Annotated in this window: 19 protein-coding genes; all 19 read right to left on the bottom strand. The window is 31.5% G+C overall.

Annotated features, from left to right (window positions below; genetic code table 11):
- A complete protein-coding gene (locus ACX6CF_RS15975; RefSeq protein ID WP_458786348.1) occupies nucleotides 1–1,461 on the bottom strand; it encodes a rhamnulokinase in 1,461 nt (486 codons plus the stop codon).
- Between the two features lie 159 nt (nucleotides 1,462–1,620).
- Nucleotides 1,621–2,367, bottom strand: a complete 747-nt coding sequence (locus ACX6CF_RS15970; RefSeq protein WP_458786347.1) for a glutamine amidotransferase — start codon at nucleotides 2,365–2,367, stop codon at nucleotides 1,621–1,623.
- A gap of 38 nt (nucleotides 2,368–2,405) precedes the next feature.
- A complete protein-coding gene (gene ade / locus ACX6CF_RS15965; RefSeq protein ID WP_458786346.1) occupies nucleotides 2,406–4,157 on the bottom strand; it encodes an adenine deaminase in 1,752 nt (583 codons plus the stop codon).
- Between the two features lie 73 nt (nucleotides 4,158–4,230).
- A complete protein-coding gene (locus ACX6CF_RS15960) occupies nucleotides 4,231–5,229 on the bottom strand; it encodes a LacI family DNA-binding transcriptional regulator (protein ID WP_458786345.1) in 999 nt (332 codons plus the stop codon).
- Nucleotides 5,230–5,356: 127 nt separating this feature from the next.
- Complete coding sequence (locus ACX6CF_RS15955; RefSeq protein ID WP_458786344.1) at nucleotides 5,357–6,025, bottom strand: hypothetical protein; 669 nt, start codon at nucleotides 6,023–6,025, stop codon at nucleotides 5,357–5,359.
- 85 nt (nucleotides 6,026–6,110) lie between these two features.
- A complete protein-coding gene (locus ACX6CF_RS15950) occupies nucleotides 6,111–6,677 on the bottom strand; it encodes a TetR/AcrR family transcriptional regulator (protein WP_458786343.1) in 567 nt (188 codons plus the stop codon).
- Nucleotides 6,678–6,775: 98 nt separating this feature from the next.
- A complete protein-coding gene (locus ACX6CF_RS15945) occupies nucleotides 6,776–7,537 on the bottom strand; it encodes an amino acid ABC transporter ATP-binding protein (protein WP_458786342.1) in 762 nt (253 codons plus the stop codon).
- A gap of 13 nt (nucleotides 7,538–7,550) precedes the next feature.
- Nucleotides 7,551–8,201, bottom strand: coding sequence for an amino acid ABC transporter permease (locus ACX6CF_RS15940; protein WP_458786341.1), 651 nt, complete (start codon nucleotides 8,199–8,201; stop codon nucleotides 7,551–7,553).
- A 66-nt stretch (nucleotides 8,202–8,267) separates the two neighbouring features.
- Complete coding sequence (locus ACX6CF_RS15935) at nucleotides 8,268–9,071, bottom strand: amino acid ABC transporter substrate-binding protein (RefSeq protein WP_458786340.1); 804 nt, start codon at nucleotides 9,069–9,071, stop codon at nucleotides 8,268–8,270.
- Between the two features lie 316 nt (nucleotides 9,072–9,387).
- Nucleotides 9,388–9,579, bottom strand: a complete 192-nt coding sequence (locus tag ACX6CF_RS15930; RefSeq protein WP_458786339.1) for a ferredoxin — start codon at nucleotides 9,577–9,579, stop codon at nucleotides 9,388–9,390.
- 90 nt (nucleotides 9,580–9,669) lie between these two features.
- On the bottom strand, nucleotides 9,670–10,584 hold the full coding sequence (locus ACX6CF_RS15925) for an aldo/keto reductase (protein WP_458786338.1): 915 nt from the start codon (nucleotides 10,582–10,584) through the stop codon (nucleotides 9,670–9,672).
- A 20-nt stretch (nucleotides 10,585–10,604) separates the two neighbouring features.
- On the bottom strand, nucleotides 10,605–10,991 hold the full coding sequence (locus ACX6CF_RS15920) for a hypothetical protein (RefSeq protein WP_458786337.1): 387 nt from the start codon (nucleotides 10,989–10,991) through the stop codon (nucleotides 10,605–10,607).
- An 81-nt stretch (nucleotides 10,992–11,072) separates the two neighbouring features.
- A complete protein-coding gene (locus ACX6CF_RS15915) occupies nucleotides 11,073–11,771 on the bottom strand; it encodes a L,D-transpeptidase family protein (RefSeq protein WP_458786336.1) in 699 nt (232 codons plus the stop codon).
- A 137-nt stretch (nucleotides 11,772–11,908) separates the two neighbouring features.
- On the bottom strand, nucleotides 11,909–12,748 hold the full coding sequence (locus ACX6CF_RS15910; protein ID WP_458786335.1) for an AraC family transcriptional regulator: 840 nt from the start codon (nucleotides 12,746–12,748) through the stop codon (nucleotides 11,909–11,911).
- 129 nt (nucleotides 12,749–12,877) lie between these two features.
- On the bottom strand, nucleotides 12,878–13,540 hold the full coding sequence (locus tag ACX6CF_RS15905) for a class I SAM-dependent methyltransferase (RefSeq protein WP_458786334.1): 663 nt from the start codon (nucleotides 13,538–13,540) through the stop codon (nucleotides 12,878–12,880).
- Between the two features lie 219 nt (nucleotides 13,541–13,759).
- The gene (locus tag ACX6CF_RS15900) at nucleotides 13,760–15,064 is read right to left on the bottom strand and encodes an L-cysteine desulfidase family protein (RefSeq protein WP_458786333.1); all 1,305 of its coding nucleotides are present in this window, start codon (nucleotides 15,062–15,064) and stop codon (nucleotides 13,760–13,762) included.
- Nucleotides 15,065–15,745: a GntR family transcriptional regulator gene (locus ACX6CF_RS15895; protein ID WP_458786332.1), complete on the bottom strand. Its 681-nt coding sequence runs from the start codon at nucleotides 15,743–15,745 to the stop codon at nucleotides 15,065–15,067.
- A gap of 29 nt (nucleotides 15,746–15,774) precedes the next feature.
- Entirely contained in the window at nucleotides 15,775–16,605 is an 831-nt protein-coding gene (locus ACX6CF_RS15890; protein WP_458786331.1) for a carbohydrate ABC transporter permease, read from the bottom strand.
- 14 nt (nucleotides 16,606–16,619) lie between these two features.
- Nucleotides 16,620–17,489 (bottom strand): carbohydrate ABC transporter permease, encoded by an 870-nt coding sequence (locus tag ACX6CF_RS15885; protein ID WP_458786465.1) that lies wholly within the window; start codon nucleotides 17,487–17,489, stop codon nucleotides 16,620–16,622.
- Between the last annotated feature and the right edge of the window lie 64 nt (nucleotides 17,490–17,553).

Raw genomic sequence — 17,553 nt, 5'->3', positions numbered from 1 at the left:
TTATTTTATTATTTCTAAATACTTGTTGTACTTTTCATTCAAATCATCCCTGTTTTGTGGTAAGTATCTTGAGATCTCAATGGAATTATGTACAATTTCTCTACCTTGCTTTATATTATCAATTTCACCAAGCCCGATTGCCTGAAGTAATATATTACCCATGGATGTAGCTTCTTTTGGTCCAGTGATAACTTCTTTTCCTGTAGCATCAGCTACTAATTGGCATAGTAATTTATCTTGGATACCCCCACCAAACATATGTATAGTATTATAACTTTTATTTGTAGTTTTTTCAATTCCTTCTATAGTATATTTAATTGTTAGTGCCAAACTTTCTTCTATTACTTTTACTATTTCACCAATCGTTTCTGGTACTTGTTGTTCTGTTTCTTTACAGAATTTTTTGATCTTATTTGGCATATCAGAAGGAGAATAAAATAGTTTATGGTCTGGATTAATTACTGCGGTTGTTTTTGCCTTCAATCCTTCATCTACCATCTCACCGAATCCTATATCTATTCCATCTTTGTTCCATTGTCTCTTTGATTCTTGAATCAGCCATAGACCCATGATATTTTTAAGAAGATTAACTTTTCCACCTACTCCACCTTCATTACTTAGTCCATGCTTTTTGGTGATTTCATTAACCAATATACCTTCATTTTCTACACCTACCATGACCCATGTTCCAGTGGCAATAAAAACAAAGTCTTCTTCAAGGGCTGGTATAGCTGCTATTGCCGAAGATGTATCATGACTTCCTACACTTATTACCTTACAATTATTTATATCAAGTTCTTCCTTAATATCCTCTGTTATATCCCCTACTTCATTACCTGGTTGAATTAACTCTGGAAATATTCTAGTTGGTAAACCGACCTTCTTGATTAACTCATGATTCCAGTCATCTTTAACATAATCATATAGCTGTGTGGTGGTAGCTATTGTATATTCAGCTTTTTTGATCCCTGTCAATATATAGTTAAATAAATCAGGCATCAAAAGCATTGTCTGAGCATTATCCAAACGACTTGAGACATTCTCATTTTCTGCTAATAGTTGATATATAGTATTATATTGATTGCAATCAATTCCACTAAGACTAATCAGTTCCTCTTTTTTAATAAATTCAAAGCACTTCTTGGTCATATTATCAGTTCTTGAATCTCTATAATGAAAAGGATTTGTAATAAGTTCCCCATCGCCATCAATCAAACCATAATCAACACCCCATGTATCAATACCAATACTATTTATATCTTCATGGTTATTTTTACATATAATAAGACATTTCTTTATTTCGTAAACTAATCTTAGAAAATCCCATTGTAAATGATTTCTAAGTTTTACGGGTTCATTATCAAATCTATGTACTTCTTTTAGAATAATCTTATTATCTTTCAGTTCTCCTATTATGCCTCTTCCACTACTTGCTCCAAAATCAAATGCTAACATTTTCATATGTGTTCACCCCATATTTTATTAGTTTTATGTTACTTGTAATTACTTGTAATTACAAGTATAGTTATAATATACTTTACTAATTGTTCTTTGTCAATTAAAATGTCACCAACCTTTATAAATAATAGGTTTGGTGACATTTTCCATAAGCTATGGGTATTATTTATTTCCTGCAAGCCAATTAGCAATATTAACAAAAAGGGTATTATAACATTCCCACCCAACAAATTCAGGTGAACCCCAATGAGGTGCTATATCACTAGCAAATGCAAAGGTTCTACCTTTGCCGTAATTACCAGCTGCCATAAATGTATGTTCTCCACATTTTGCAATAACCTGAGCATCTTCTTTTGCAGTTAATATATTATATCCAAGGAAATGAGGCCAATCTTTTGATACTCCGTCAAGAATTGGATGATCTTCCATGATTATTTCTGGGGTAACACCCTCAGGTGCTTCAAAACGGTCATCGGTAACCATCATATTAACAGGTAATATTTCTTCTATAGGTGTTCTTGCAAATTTTGCTTTTGCCTCTATACCTTGAAATGACAAGTAACCACCCATCATAGCAAAGCTGCCACCTTTTTCTACATATTCTTTGATAGCTTTTAATCTGTTATTGGTAATCTTACCTTTAGAAAAAGTATCATTGTGTAATACTAGTGTATTACTACCTATATCACTTAATACCACAACATCATACTTGGCTAATTTATCAGCAGTATCTGGAAACGAAGTAGCCGCTACATGTGCAGGCATATATTCAACTTCGATACCACCACTTTTAAAAGCATTGATTAAATCCCATCCTCCTTCTTCATAGGTAGTTGTAGTGAATTGATCAAATCCTTTCATATGAACTGAATGTATAACCCATGATTCTCCAACAAATAACAATTTCATTGCTCAACACTCCTTTATATTTGCTTTATATTAATACCTTAACCTATGATTATAGGTATTATTTCTTGTTTGTTTACATCTACAAGTCCCAGATCAGTTAATCTTACATTAGGAATGACAGGTAATGAAAATGATGCTACCTGGATTATAGGACAAGTAGCTTTTAGACCTAATTCACCTATCTTAGCTTTTAGTAATGCTGTTTTTGGTGCAAGTTCATCTACCTTTTTATCTGACATAAGACCAGCTATTGGTAGTTCAACTAATGCTTCAATTTCACCATTAACGACACATACTATTCCTCCACCTACTTCACATAGAGTATCTACAGCTTTCATCATGTCATCTTCATTCTTACCTACGACCACTAGATTATGTGTATCATGTGATACTGTACTTGCTATCGCTCCATGAGTAAGACCTAAGTCTTTTACTAGACAAGTGCTCTTTTTACCTTTTTTCCCATGACGTTCAAATACGGATAATACAGCTAAATCTTCTCTACCGCTGATATCCACGTAACCATTACTTGCCTTTAAAGTAATCTGTTCTAAATCTGTTATGATAGGTATTTCTTTATTGAACGCAATAATATTCATAGTTGCTTCATCTTTTTTAGATGATATTCTAAAATCCTTTTTAGTAGGTTTTTCCTTGAATATAACTGTATTTCTATTTTCTAACGGATACTTTTTATTTAATATAGGTTTAACCATCTTACCTTCTTTTGCTACAAGTTCGCCTTTATAAAACACTTCATTGACAATGAATTCTTCTAGATCATCCAAAAGAACTATATTAGCATATCTCCCTGGTGATAGCAGTCCGATATCATCTTTGTTCAATAGCTTAGAAGCATTATAGGTAGCAATCTTAACTGCTTCAATGACAGGTATACCTTCCTTGATTGCAACTCTGATAACATGGTCAAGATGTCCTTCTTTTAATATGTCATCCGGCTCTCTATCATCTGTACAAAAAGTTGTGGTAACTGGATAATCGAACTCTTTTAAAACTGGTGCTAGAGCTTTTATATCATGTACAATAGAACTTTCTCTACATTCTAAAGTCATTCCTGCTCTTAATTTATATCTGGCTTCCTCTGAAAAACTGGTTTCATGGCAAGATGATATACCTGTTGATAAATATGCTGACAACTCTCTTCCAACAAGAGATGGTGCATGACCCTGAAGAAATTGAGTGTATTTTTTTGCAGTCTCTATGATTTCCATCATTCTTGTACTTTGATTAATTACTCCAGGGAAATCCATTACTTCACCAAGTCCAGCAACCCTGTCCATTTTCATAAGATTCTCAATCTCTTCTTTTCCGAATTCTGCTCCTGCTGTTTCCACTCCAAGTGCTGAAGGTATACACGATGGAACTAATACATTTACCATAAGAGGTATGTCTTCACTGGATTCATAGATATATTTTACCCCTTCCATACCAAGAACATTCCCTATTTCGTGAGGATCACAAGCGATCGTTGTAGTTCCATGAACTAAAATGGCTTCTGCCATATTGGCAACTGTCATCATACTGCTTTCTGTATGCACATGTGTATCAATCAATCCAGGTATTGCATATTTTCCCTTTGCGTCATATTCTTGTTTTCCGCTCAGAGGAGCTTCATTAGGCTGGTTGACATGACCGATCTTTCCATCAATAATACCAATCTCAGAATTATATATCTCACCAGTAATAACATTAACGAACTTAACATTTTTAATAACAGTATCAAATAAAGTAACACCTAGAATTGCATCAATAACTTTACTTCTCTTCAAAATAAACAATCTCCTTTACATAATTATTCACATCTACCTATTTTCGTAATAATAATTAGTTTTTTATATGAATCTACTTAGGCGTAGATGTACTATCTCTTACTATAAGATTAGGCTGGAAGGAAACAACTTCATCTTTTAATTCTTTTTCATCTATGATATCTATCAACATTTTTGCAGCTTCTTGTCCCATCTCATATGTAGGCTGGGAAACACTGGTAAATGCAAAATTATTAGCTGGTATATCTAGAATGTCATCAAAACCTACAATGGATATATCCTCTGGTACTTTTTTTCCATGAGCTAATACTGCTTCATATGCTCCAAGAGCGTTAAAATCATTAGCACAGAATATAGCAGTTACGTTATTGTATCTATTCAATATGTTTTCTGTGTTCTGATAACCTGAATCAGCTTTATATGTTCCTTTTAGTATTAGTTCTTCTCTAATAGGTAATCCAATTTCTTTTAGTGCTTTTTTATAACCTTTCACCCTTAGAAGATTAGTAATACTTGTATCAGGTCCTGATAAACATGCAATATTTTTATGTCCTAATTGAATTAGATGTGTAGTGGCTTCATATGCTCCTAATTCATTATCTACACATACACAGTTAACATCCTCTGCTATTTCATCCAAAAATACAAAAGGTATATTACCTGCTGTCAGATCAGAAACATATTCCTTATCTTCACCATTACTTACAGTGATTATAATTCCATCTACTCTTTTTTCTCTTAAAATCGATACGTAATTTTTTTCTCTTTCTATATTCTCATCTGTATTACACAATAAAACCATATATCCATTCTTATAAGCGATATTTTCAACCCCACTAACCATTTTAGGAAAAAAGGGATTGCGTATATCCTGAATAACTAATCCAATGGTATATGTCTTTTTTGTTACCATTCCTCTAGCTAAGCTACTTGGCGTATATCCCATCTCATCAATAACTTTTTGAACATGCCCGCGCATTTCTTCTGTTATTCCTTCTGTCTTGTTATTAATAACACGAGAGACTGTAGCTGTAGATACCTTTGCTTTTTTTGCAACATCTTTAATCGTCATTACATCACCTACTCATTTCCAATTAATATTCCCTGTAAATACTAATAGTAGTGGATGTAAGCGTTTACGTAAACGCTTACATCCACTACTATATCACAAGAGTCATTTTAAAGCAACCTTACATATATTAGTTTTTAATTTCTTGTTTCAAACTATAATAACCCATCATAACAATCCATACATAAGCTAATGTTTTCGGTATCATCAGTATCCCTATCAGTGGATAAGTATTAGATAGAAGGACAACAGGAATATAGAATCCAAATGATAATACTATTGCCAACCACATAAAACGAAATATTTTGTCATCATGTTTCTTGGCTTCCTTATAGAATAAATAGATTATAATCAATCCTAAAAGTGCAAATGGTATATTACGGTAGATTCCCCATTCATAGGAAGAATTATAGATTAACCATTGATTCTGTGGAAACATACACAAAATAATTCTCAAAGTAGCTAAACCATAAATACACCTTGTCAAACTACTATATGCCTTAATATCATAACGAACTCTCCAAATATGATATAAAATAACATAAAATACTGTCATAGTAATTGATGTAATCAATTTCCCAATGCCAAGCGCAGCTGAATTAGCTTCTAATCCTGTGGTTAATAAACCATATGCTCTTGGTATAAGATGGAATGCATCACCACATCCTAAGATTATTGCCATAAAACCAAATAATCGATATTGTACTTTATTACCACTATGTTTCAGTATGAAGATACCTACCGTGATAACTGTTACAAGATAAAAAATATCAAAAATCGTCTCCATGATTCCTTGCATATAAAACACCTCCTTATATCATTTGAACATTGTTCATTTTTATTTATAAAATAAATGCCTTTTAGTATATGGCATTAATTTCAGATTATATATCTAAGGTTCTTTTCAATGTTTCTATAAAAAACTGTATATCTTTTTCTTTTCTCCTAAGCATATCAAGCATACAATTGAATATAAATTCTGCTAATCTTTCCTTAGTAAAAGTATCCGTCCAAATATTAGATTTAATCGTCTTTTCTTCAGAAAGCATACGAACAAGCATAGTCTGTACTTTTATAAAGAAATCATGTTCTTTTTTTCTTCCAAAACACTTCTCACATGATTTTAACAAGGATAATTGTTCAATCCAGTTTTCTTGAAATTGATTTAGATATAGAAACAGATTGTTGTAAATATCTTCTATCTTCTCTATAAAATTTCTATGAGTTGTTAAACAGTTATTGATATCAATGAATGCATTTTCCCAAAAATCTTCTACTACTGAAAAAAGCAAATCGTTTTTTGTTGCAAATGAATTATATACTGTCCCAATAGAAATATTACACTTTAGCGCTACTGATCTAATATTGATTGCTGAAATACCTTCTTTCAATGCAATCTCTTTAGCGGCTGTTAGTATTTCTTCTCTTGGATTATCAGAAAATCTTTTCATAAACATAACCTCACATTTGAACATTGTTCAAGTAGATTATATCATACTTATATTATATCTACAAGATAAAATCAATCTGTATAGTCTAGCCTTATTACTTATAAATTAACTCTTTTAATAAAAGCCTTTGTCCTTTCATTCTGAGTATTACCAAATACCTCTTCTGGTGAGCCTTGTTCAACTATAACTCCACCATCCATAAAAACAACATGATTAGCAACTTCTTTCGCAAAACTCATTTCATGGGTTACAATTACCATTGTCATGTGTTCTTTAGCCAAATCTTTAATTACTTTTAATACTTCTCCCGTAAGTTCTGGGTCAAGTGCTGAAGTTGGTTCATCAAAAAACAATACTTTTGGATTTAGTGCAAGCGCTCTTGCAATAGATACACGTTGTTGCTGTCCACCAGATAGTTGACATGGGTAAGCATTCTCTTTTTCTGACAAACCCATCTTAGCCAGCAATTCTCTCCCTATTTTATAAGCTTCTTTCTTGCTTTTTTTCTGAACATGAATAAGAGCATCCGTTACATTCTTAATTACAGAAAAATGAGGGAAGAGGTTGAAATTCTGAAATACCAAACCATAATAACTATATATTTTTCTTAGCTCTTTATTAGAGGAATATAACACAATTCCATCATTACTGGTTTTCACAGCGCATTCTCCATTATAGAATATTTCACCCGAATCAATTTTCTCTAGCATTGTAGCACATCGAAGTAGCGTAGATTTTCCTGAACCGGATGGACCGATAATAGCCACAACCTTACCTTGTTCTACGTTTAATGATATGTTTTTGATTACCTCAAGGTCATCAAAGCTTTTTTTTAGATTATTTATTTCTAACAATTTCATTGATATTGACCTCCTATTTATAGTAATCCAAACTTTTTTCTATTCTCTCCATCACTGTTGCCATTATAAGGTTAAATATATAATAAAAAATACCTGCTACAGCAAATGGTGTCATATTTGATTGGGAAGCAGCTATAGCTTTAGCCTCTGTAAACATCTCCGAAAAAGAGATTACAAAAGCTAATGAAGTATCTTTTACAAGTGTAATGACTTCATTAGTTACAGAAGGTAATATACGTTTTATAACTTGTGGAAGGATAATTCTAATAAAGGTCTGTACTTTATTATATCCAAGAAGCTTAGCAGCCTCATATTGCCCTACAGCTATGGATTCAATTCCACCTCTATAGATCTCAGCAAAATATGCTGCATAATTCAATGAAAAGCCAATAATTACTGCTCCAAAACGATAACTTCTAGGCATGCTTATTCCAAATATATAATAAGGCCCGAAATAAACTACCATCAATTGAAGCATAAGCGGCGTTCCACGCATTATAGATATGTATATTTTTATAACATTTCTAAGTAGAAGGTTTTTCGAAATCCTTCCCAACGACACTATTAAACCAAGAGGTAGAGATATTATCAAGGTTAATGTAAATATCTCTATGGTTTTCAACATACCTTCACTTAATTTAGATAATAAAACTAGTAAATCCAAGGTTATCCCCCTAACATTAATAAAACGCAACTGCTGTGAAAAGAGGCTATGCCTCGTTCCGTATAATTATTTCTTAATAGTAGTAATATCTTTTCCGAACCACTCAGTAGAAATTTTTTCTAGAGTACCATCATCAGCCATTTCTTCTAATGTTGTTTGTACTTTATCTCTTAATTCTTCATTTCCTAGTAAGAATCCAACTCCATATCCTTCTGAAGCCAAAGATTCATCTAATATCACAAAGTCAGCTTTCTTCTTTTCAATATGATAACCTGCTACAATATAATCCATAGCAACTGCATCAACTGCTCCTGATTGAAGCTCCATTAAAGCCATGTTATAATCAGCTGCTTTTATATATTCTCCAAAAGTATCTACTAAATCTTGACGTTCAGATAATGCAGCTTCTGCACTTGAATCAGCTTGTGCTACAATAGTTTTACCAGCGAAATCAGCGAAAGTTTTAATATCTGAATCTTCTTTCACAACAAATACTTGTTTATTGGACATATATGCATCTGTCCATGTATAATTATCTTCACGTCCAGTAATTGTGAATCCATTCCAAATGCAATCTATGTTTCCAGACTTTAATTCCATATCTTTTGCATCCCAAGCTATAGGTTGTAAAACAAGCTCAAAGTCAAGACGCTCTGCAACTTCAGCAGCAAGGTCAAGGTCAAACCCAGTAAATTCTCCATCATCTCCAACAAATCCCATTGGTGGAAAATCTTGATCAAATCCTACTGTGAAAGCGCTTTTTTCTTCGTCGTCTTTTACATATGTATCGTCTGTAGTTTTTTTAGTTGAACAAGCTGTAACGCTCATTAGTAAAATTATTAGTGTGATTAATAAGTAACTCTTTTTCATTGTTTTTCTCCTTTGATATAGTATAAATTTTGAAGCAAATTCAGCTTCTTTAATTATAAAGTAATTTCACCTTGCTATGTTATCACATTATCATATTAAAGTAAAGTTATATTATTATATATACTAATTAATCACCAGAACGATTATTACTTTTATTATCATCTATTGTATGATTATTTAGTCTATTGATTTTCGAACTTTAGAATTATAATTTTATAAAGTATAATAATTGATGAAATATTTAACCAATGAATAAGTAGGAAAATAAAATCCAACTATTTTATCTTCCTACTTATAATATTCTAAATTCAATTATTTACTTAATATCTATTGCTTCTACAGGGCATTGTTCTTCGGCATCCTTAGCATTTTCTAATGATTCCTCTAGTATTTCAACATCCTTAGCAATCGCTTTTCCTGTTTCACTATTCATTTGAAACACTTCTGGACATATACTTGGACATAAACCACATCCAACACATGTTTCTTCATCAACAAATCCTTTCAATTAACAAGCTCCTTTCTAATCTGAATATGCTATTAATATCACATGAATTTAGTATTCTCAAATTAGAAAAATATATTATGATTGATTTGTTTATGGTATATTGTTACCTGCAACTCTATATATCTCATACCATTCTTGTCTTGTCAATTCAATATTAGACGCTTTGCATATATCCTTTAAGCGATTAGTATTAGTAGTTCCTACTATTGGTTGTATCTTAGCTGGATGCCTCAAAATCCATGCACTGGCAATAGCTGTATTAGTTACCTTTTTCATATCAGCCAATTCATTAATCTTATTATTCAATTCAGGAAATTTATCGTTATCTAGGAAAACTCCTTCCATGAAACCATATTGAAATGGTGACCATGCCTGGATTGTAATATCATTTAAACGACAAAAATCTAAAATACTACCGTCTCTATCAATAGATGTGGCTATCTTCATGTTTACATTCAATCCTGCATCAATTATGCCTGTATTAGTTATACTCAGCTGCAACTGATTAATTATTATTTTGTTTTTCAGATATTTGTTTAATAACTGTATCTGCATAGGATTTTGATTACTTACACCAAAGTATTTTACTTTTCCACTTTCATGAAGTTTTGAAAAAGCTTCAGCTACTTCCTCAGGTTCCATAAGTGTATCTGGTCTATGCAGTAATAATACATCTATATAATCAGTCTTTAATCTTTTCAGACTACCTTCTACTGATTCAAGAATATGCTCCTTAGAGAAATCATAATAACCTTGTCTTATACCACATTTAGTTTGGATTATAAGCTTTTCTCTAATACTAGGATTCATATCAATAGCATCTGCAAAAGCTTCTTCTGATTTTCCACCATCGTAAACATCTGCATGGTCAAAAAAATTAATTCCCTCTTCTAATGCTGTATTTAAATGTATTGCTGCATCACTCTTAGAAAGATTATTGATTCTCATACATCCTAATGATATTTCAGATGCATTGATTTCATTATTGATTTTGATATATTTCATAGGTTATACTCCTTTTAAGTTTAGGCTTCTAGTATTTTATTCCACTCATTTAATTCATCGTTATCTATTCCAACATTTTTTATTGTCACTCTTGGATAATGTTTTAATCTTTCTCTGACTTTTTTCGCTGCAACTAATACATCTTTGTTTTTTGTTGTTGAAGTACCGTTAATCTGCTCATATAATGCTCCATCATTTATTTTAATTGTTATATCACTATCTCCGAATTCTTTGAGTTTCTTTAATAATGTTAATAATGCCCAGTGAGTGACAACCAAAGGTTTCTTATATTCTCTCCAAACAGATTCTTTGCACACAAGTTCGTTTTCATCATATATACAATATCTAACTTCGATATCTTCATTCTCTTGATAAGTTGAAATTCCTACTAAATAAGCTGTAATCATGGTTACCCTCCGTTAATTATATAGTTTACCTTAGTTTAACATTTGTATACATATTATTCAATTATAAGTTAAGATAGTTTACTATTCATATTGAACTAACCCAAGACTTTCATATAAAGTCTCAGTTATGTAAAAAGATCTAGGTAGTCCTTTATCATCTTCATAAGCATAGATTGCCAGCTTCATTTGTTCACCGTATTTTCCATCGCAAAAACCTTTATAGTAACCAAGTTCTCTAAGTCTCTTTTGAACAGCATAAACATCAGAACCAATGTTACTAGGTTTCAATGTTCTAAAGCCATCTCCAAAAGGACCATATGGTCCTTGAACTATGGTAACCTTAGTTCCATAGGGGATATATTTCTTTAATTCCTTAGCATCTTTATTATACATTCTAATACAACCTTTTGAGAGTCCACTTCCTATACTCCATGGCTCATCTGTACCGTGTATACCGTATTTTCCCCAGGGTACATTGAAACCCATCCATGTTCCGCCAAATCCTTCTCCCCAATTGGCCTTACTCACAATATTCCATGTACCTAGAGGCGATGGAGTACTATACTTACCTCCTGAAACAGGATATTGCTTATATATCTCATTATCTTTAAAAACGTACAGGATATAAGTATCAAGGTCTACATGTATAAAATATGGGTTATTTTTCTGACTGAAAAACACTTCCAGCAGATTTTCATTGGTCTTTTTTATACATATAAGATTTGCTACACTCACAGCAAGTATAACGGTTAATACAATTTTTATGTACATATATTTCATACTATTGATCTCCTTTAAGTATGTACTTAGAAATACAAACTTGTAGCGTCATATTATAATATGAAATACAAACTGTCCATTATAACAAAAAATTACAACAGTATAAAAAAAGTTCACCTAAGTGAACTTAATTTCTACTATTTTCTTTTGACAGGTATCCAAATCTCACTGACATAATTCTTACTTTTGTTATCTCCATCAGTATATAGCTCTATATCATAATCTGGTATTAATTCATATTCTGATTGTGGAAGCCACTCACTATAAATTCTTTTCCATACATTCTGAATAGTTTCTGGCATTGGTCCTACACATTTAAATACAGCCCATGTATGTTCTCTAATCGTTAACTTTTCAAATCCCTTTGGAATATCAGCATCATCGCTACATTCGCAACCAATGCCATAACGATATTCTTTACATCCATTCTTTTCTTGTTCGCAAATTCCAAGCATACCACATACAATCTCATGTGCTCCTTCTTCAAAATACTCAGACCAGAATTTAGGTATTTCTACAGCGCTATTTTCTGATGTAAAATATCTTGTCTTGGCAAGAACCTTATATTCCTCTCTCTTAACAATCTTATAATCCATAATATTTCCACCTTCCAGTTGAATTTTTATGATAAGACGATTAAATGATTTTAGATTAAAACCTGCTTTTTTAGCTTGATTCGGAGTTATCCCATGAAATCTGCTAAATGCTTTTGTAAAACTTTCTGGAGTATTATATCCATACTTTAAAGCAATATCAATCACTTTTGAGCTTGACATTGTTAATTCCTGTCCAGCTAAAGATAGACGCCTATTTCTGATATACTCTCCCACAGTCATTCCCGTTAACAAACTAAACACCCTTTGAAAATGAAAACTAGATGAATAGATATGTTCTGAAATATCTTTGCAACTTACATCAGAAAATATATTTTCTTCAATATAATCGATTGCACTGTTTAAGCTCTGTATCCATTCCATTTAATCACCCTTTCATGGATATATAATACCAACTTTCTTGGTGGTTTTCCTGTCACACAATGCTTTTATTTGTCTTTTGTTATAACATACATTTTATTCTCAAAACTGTCATTTCTATAATTGGGGAAATTATTTTTTTCTAGCTATTATATTGAAATGTCTAGAATAATATTTAGAATTTTCCATGTTATACTCTGTTTGTTCTATAGGAACGTTAACGAAATCAAAATCAGCAAAATATTTTTTTATATCTTCAATATCTACATAAAAATGAGGTACGTCCTTTTCAGTTTCATGTTCATCTCTTAAAATGGTATTGTCATCAATCCTTTTATAATTATCCGCGTGTTGGTATGACCAAGTATTTTTAGAAATAAGGGTTATGAATAATTCTCCTTTTCTTTTCAATACCCTTTTTATCTCATCTAGCGCTTTAATGAACCCTTTAGTATCTGAATGGTAGATAACATTATATGCTATTATACAATCAAATGTAGCATTTTCAAAAGGCAGATCAAGCATATCACATACTTGTGTATCAATATCCAACTCTTCTTTTTTAGCCCAGCTGTTAAGATGATTGATTCCATATTCAGATAAATCAACTGAATCAACTTTAAAACAGTTTTCTGCAAAAAGTATTGAATGTCTTCCCAATCCACAACCTAAATCAAGAAACCTATGAAATCCTTTTGATTTCCACGAATTAGCTAAATAACATGATTCTATTGAAGGGATTAACCAGTAGTCATCTTCATTTTTACTCCAATCCCAAGCTTTTGATTTTATCATAGTATTACCCCTTTCTATTTTACAATAAATCTATATTATCATTACTTATAAAATAATACAAACAATATATATGTTCAATATACTAAAAATATTTGATACACTTTTATGCTCATTTATGGATGTCTCTCACTTATAAATTTTATATTCCATTAAAATAAGCTAGAAAGCATGAACTCTAATATTCATAATGCTTTCTAGCTTATTACTTTTCACTATTCATTATCGTGAGGCTATAGATAAACTTTGATTATTTAACATAACCTTCAAGATTTCTTGATCCGTTTCTTTCATACCATTTCCACCGATTTGCCCTATACTACTTATTGTATCTTCTATATCTTCTTTAACAATTCCTTCACCTGGTTGGAAAACTCTATTATCCATAGCTAATTCATGTGCCATTATAGCTGCGTCTACAGCAGAAGCTATCTTAGCTGCACAAGAAGGTTTTGCACCATCACAAATCATCCCAGATACATTAGCTAATGTGTTAGTAATTGTTGAGCAAATCTGTTCATATGTACCGTTATAGAGATATGTGATTCCAGCTCCACTTCCACAGGCTGCACTTACAACTCCACAGTACGCCGATAATCTACCTATCTTTGTTTTTTGATGAATTGCAATGAGATTGCTAAATATTAATGCTCTTATTAAATGCTCTTCATCCACTTTTAAATGTTTAGCATACTCAATGACAGGTAATGATACTGTAATACCTTGATTACCACTTCCTGAATTTATGATAACAGGCAAAATACATCCGCTCATACGGGCATCGGAACCAGCCGCCGTAGCTGCCTTTGCTATTGTTTTTATTTCATGTAAACTGTGTTTTAATAAATTCGAACCAACATTAGCTCCATAATAATTTATTAATCCTTCACTAGAAATATCGCTATTATACTTTATTTGTAACTTTATGATATCTTGAAGTTGATTAAGTTCAACTGTATCTGCAAATTCTTTTATATCCCTAACATTCAGACATGATCTATCAATTAAACCACCATTAATATCATCCGAATTATATAGTTTCTCAAAAATAACTTGATTATTCTTCTCTATTCTAACTATATTTGTATGTGTGTGTACTATCTCAACCAATGCACTATTGTTATCAGACTTCACTGTAACTATTATATGTAGATTAGCCTTACTCTTTAATAGTTTTACCTTACAATAATCAGTATTGATTAATTTTTTTGCCTCATCTATATTATCCTGAGTCACATCAGTTAATACTTCAAGCTCCTTTTCTGGTTTTCCTCCAATTATACCTATGATAGCTGCCGCTTCTATACCTCTAAGATTACCAGAATTAGGAACAACAGCTCCTTTAACATTCTTAATTATATTTCCACTACTCTGAACAATAACCTCTTTGGGAAACTCACCTAATACTTCCCTGGCTTTTGCTGAAACATAAGCAATACTTGTTGGCTCTGTACATCCTAGAGCAGGAACAAGTTCTTCTTTTAATATGTTGGTATAATTAATTATGTTACTTTCTGAAATTGCCATTTATATTTCACTCCCTAGTTTTCCATAATCACTTTGCATAAAATTATCCTTCATGGATGATACATCCTTAATCAATATTTGTTCACATAAATTATAATCTTTATCTTTTAGCGCCTTTAATAATTTAATATGTGTTTCAGCATTAGCTCTACCCATATTTTCTCTATTTTGCCATGTATCAAAATAATATTGTGTCGCACCTCTTGAACAAAATTTCAACATAGATTCAAGTGTATTATACATCCACTGGTTATTGCTATAACTACATAACAAAAGATGAAATTCCATATTTCTCTTCCAATGTTCAATAATATCATGTTGATCTATCATCTCTATAGTTTGATTTATATGTTGTTCTAGGTTATTGATTATATCATCATTAATCCATTCTTTTGTCTTTCTGAATGCTGCCAATTCAACAACTAACCTAAGTTCAAGAACATCATGCAATTCTTTAGGTGTAATTTGAACTACTTGATAACCCAAACGAGGAATACTATTCAAAATATTTTCTTTACAAAGTTCAACTAAAGCCTCTCTTATAGGCGATTTACTTACCTGATATTTCTCTATTAGCATTCTTTCGCTGATTATAGTATTAACAAGATATTCACCTCTAATAATATCTTGAAAAATGAGCTCATATACTTTATCTTTAATACTCTTTGTACCTTTTAACATTTCTAAACTCCCCTTATTGTTTATATTGACTATCCTTTTACTGCACCAGTTGATAGTCCTGCTTTTTGAAATCTCTGTAATATTAAATATACCACTATTATTGGTATAATAGCAAATGTTGTTCCTGCCATTATTACAGGCCATGGTGTAGATAAACCATCACTGACTGGTAGTAATGATATTGAAACCATTAAAGTATATTTTGGTGTGGATCTCAAGTATAGTAACGGCCAGAAAAAGTCATTCCATCTAGCAATAATAGTTAGAGCTGCCCACGAAGCTAACGCAGGTTTAATAATTGGTACGATTATCTTTGAATATATTGCAAAATCTCCACATCCATCTATTCTTGATGCTTCCATGATTTCTGTGGGAACATCTATAATATACTGACGCATGTAGAATATACCTACTGCAGTAGCAATCCTAGGAATAATCAATGACCATAGACTATTAATCAATCTAACTTTTCTCATGATTATAAATAATGGAATTGCACCCACTTCTGGTGGAATAAGCATTGTAGCTATTACAAAATAAAAAAGAAATCTTTTACCTGGAAAATCGTACTTAGCAAATGCAAATCCAGCTAAAGAACAGAAAAACAAAGTTGTAATTGTTCCTATTATAGTTGTAAAAAAGCTGTTATAGAGATTAGTCCCTACAGGAATTATATTAAATACATTCTTGAAATTCTGTAATGTAGGATTGCTGATCCATAATGAATTAAATCCACTTATGCTTTCGTTAGGTCCTTTTAAGGAGATTATACACATCCAAATTATAGGACACAAACAAAAAAATACGATTATGCCCAGTATAATATATACCAAGGCTGAAAATAATTTTCTCTTTGTCATGTTATGTACCCTCCTTATAGATTACCTTGTTTTCTCATGATACGAAATTGAATAAGCGATACAATGAGTAGAATCAATGTCAACATACATCCAATAGCAGATGCATATCCCATTTTAAATAAATTAAATCCTGTATCATACATATATTGAAAAAGTGAAATATTAGATGTTCCAGGTCCTTTTAATATAAATGGCTCATTGAAAATTTTCCATGAATCTACTGTTAATGTAATAAAACAAAAGAACAATATATTATATAAACTTGGTAACGTTATTCGAAAGAATTGTTGAAACACATTAGCACCATCTACTGTTGCGGCTTCATAATATTCCCGTGGTATATTAAGTAATCCTGATAGCACTATAACAGTAAACCAAGGCGTATTACGCCATATATTCAAAGTAATTACAGGTATTTTAGACATTTTTGTACTAGTAAGCCACCCAATGGAATCTATTCCAAACAAACCTAAAAATTCATTGACTAATCCAACATTTTCATCAAACAGCATACTAAAAATAATTCCCATTGCTATAGCAGCACAAACATTAGGTAAGAATGTTACAGTTTTAAAAAAGCTTCTTCCTTTTAGTCGATTATAGTTTAGAAATGCAGCAATAATTATAGATAACAGTAATATAAAAATTACACCTGTCACCCAATAGATTAGTGTATTACTAATTGCATCCCAAAACATATAGTCTTTAAATAATAGTTTGTAATTATCTAAACCTATAGACTTAGGCTTTCCAATACCCTTCCATTTAGAAAAACTTATTACAACAGTCCATAACATTGGAAATAACTGAAACACCAAAAACAACAGGAAAAATGGAAGAATAAATAAGTATGGATATTTATATTTTTTTAGAGCTTGTATAATTGTCATCTTTATCCCTGCCAATCTTATTTTTGTTTTTCAAGGACTTTACCTGTAGGTAAAATCC

It is taken from the genome of Vallitalea sediminicola (assembly GCF_054408565.1).
This window is presented reverse-complemented; position numbering and strand designations above follow the sequence as displayed.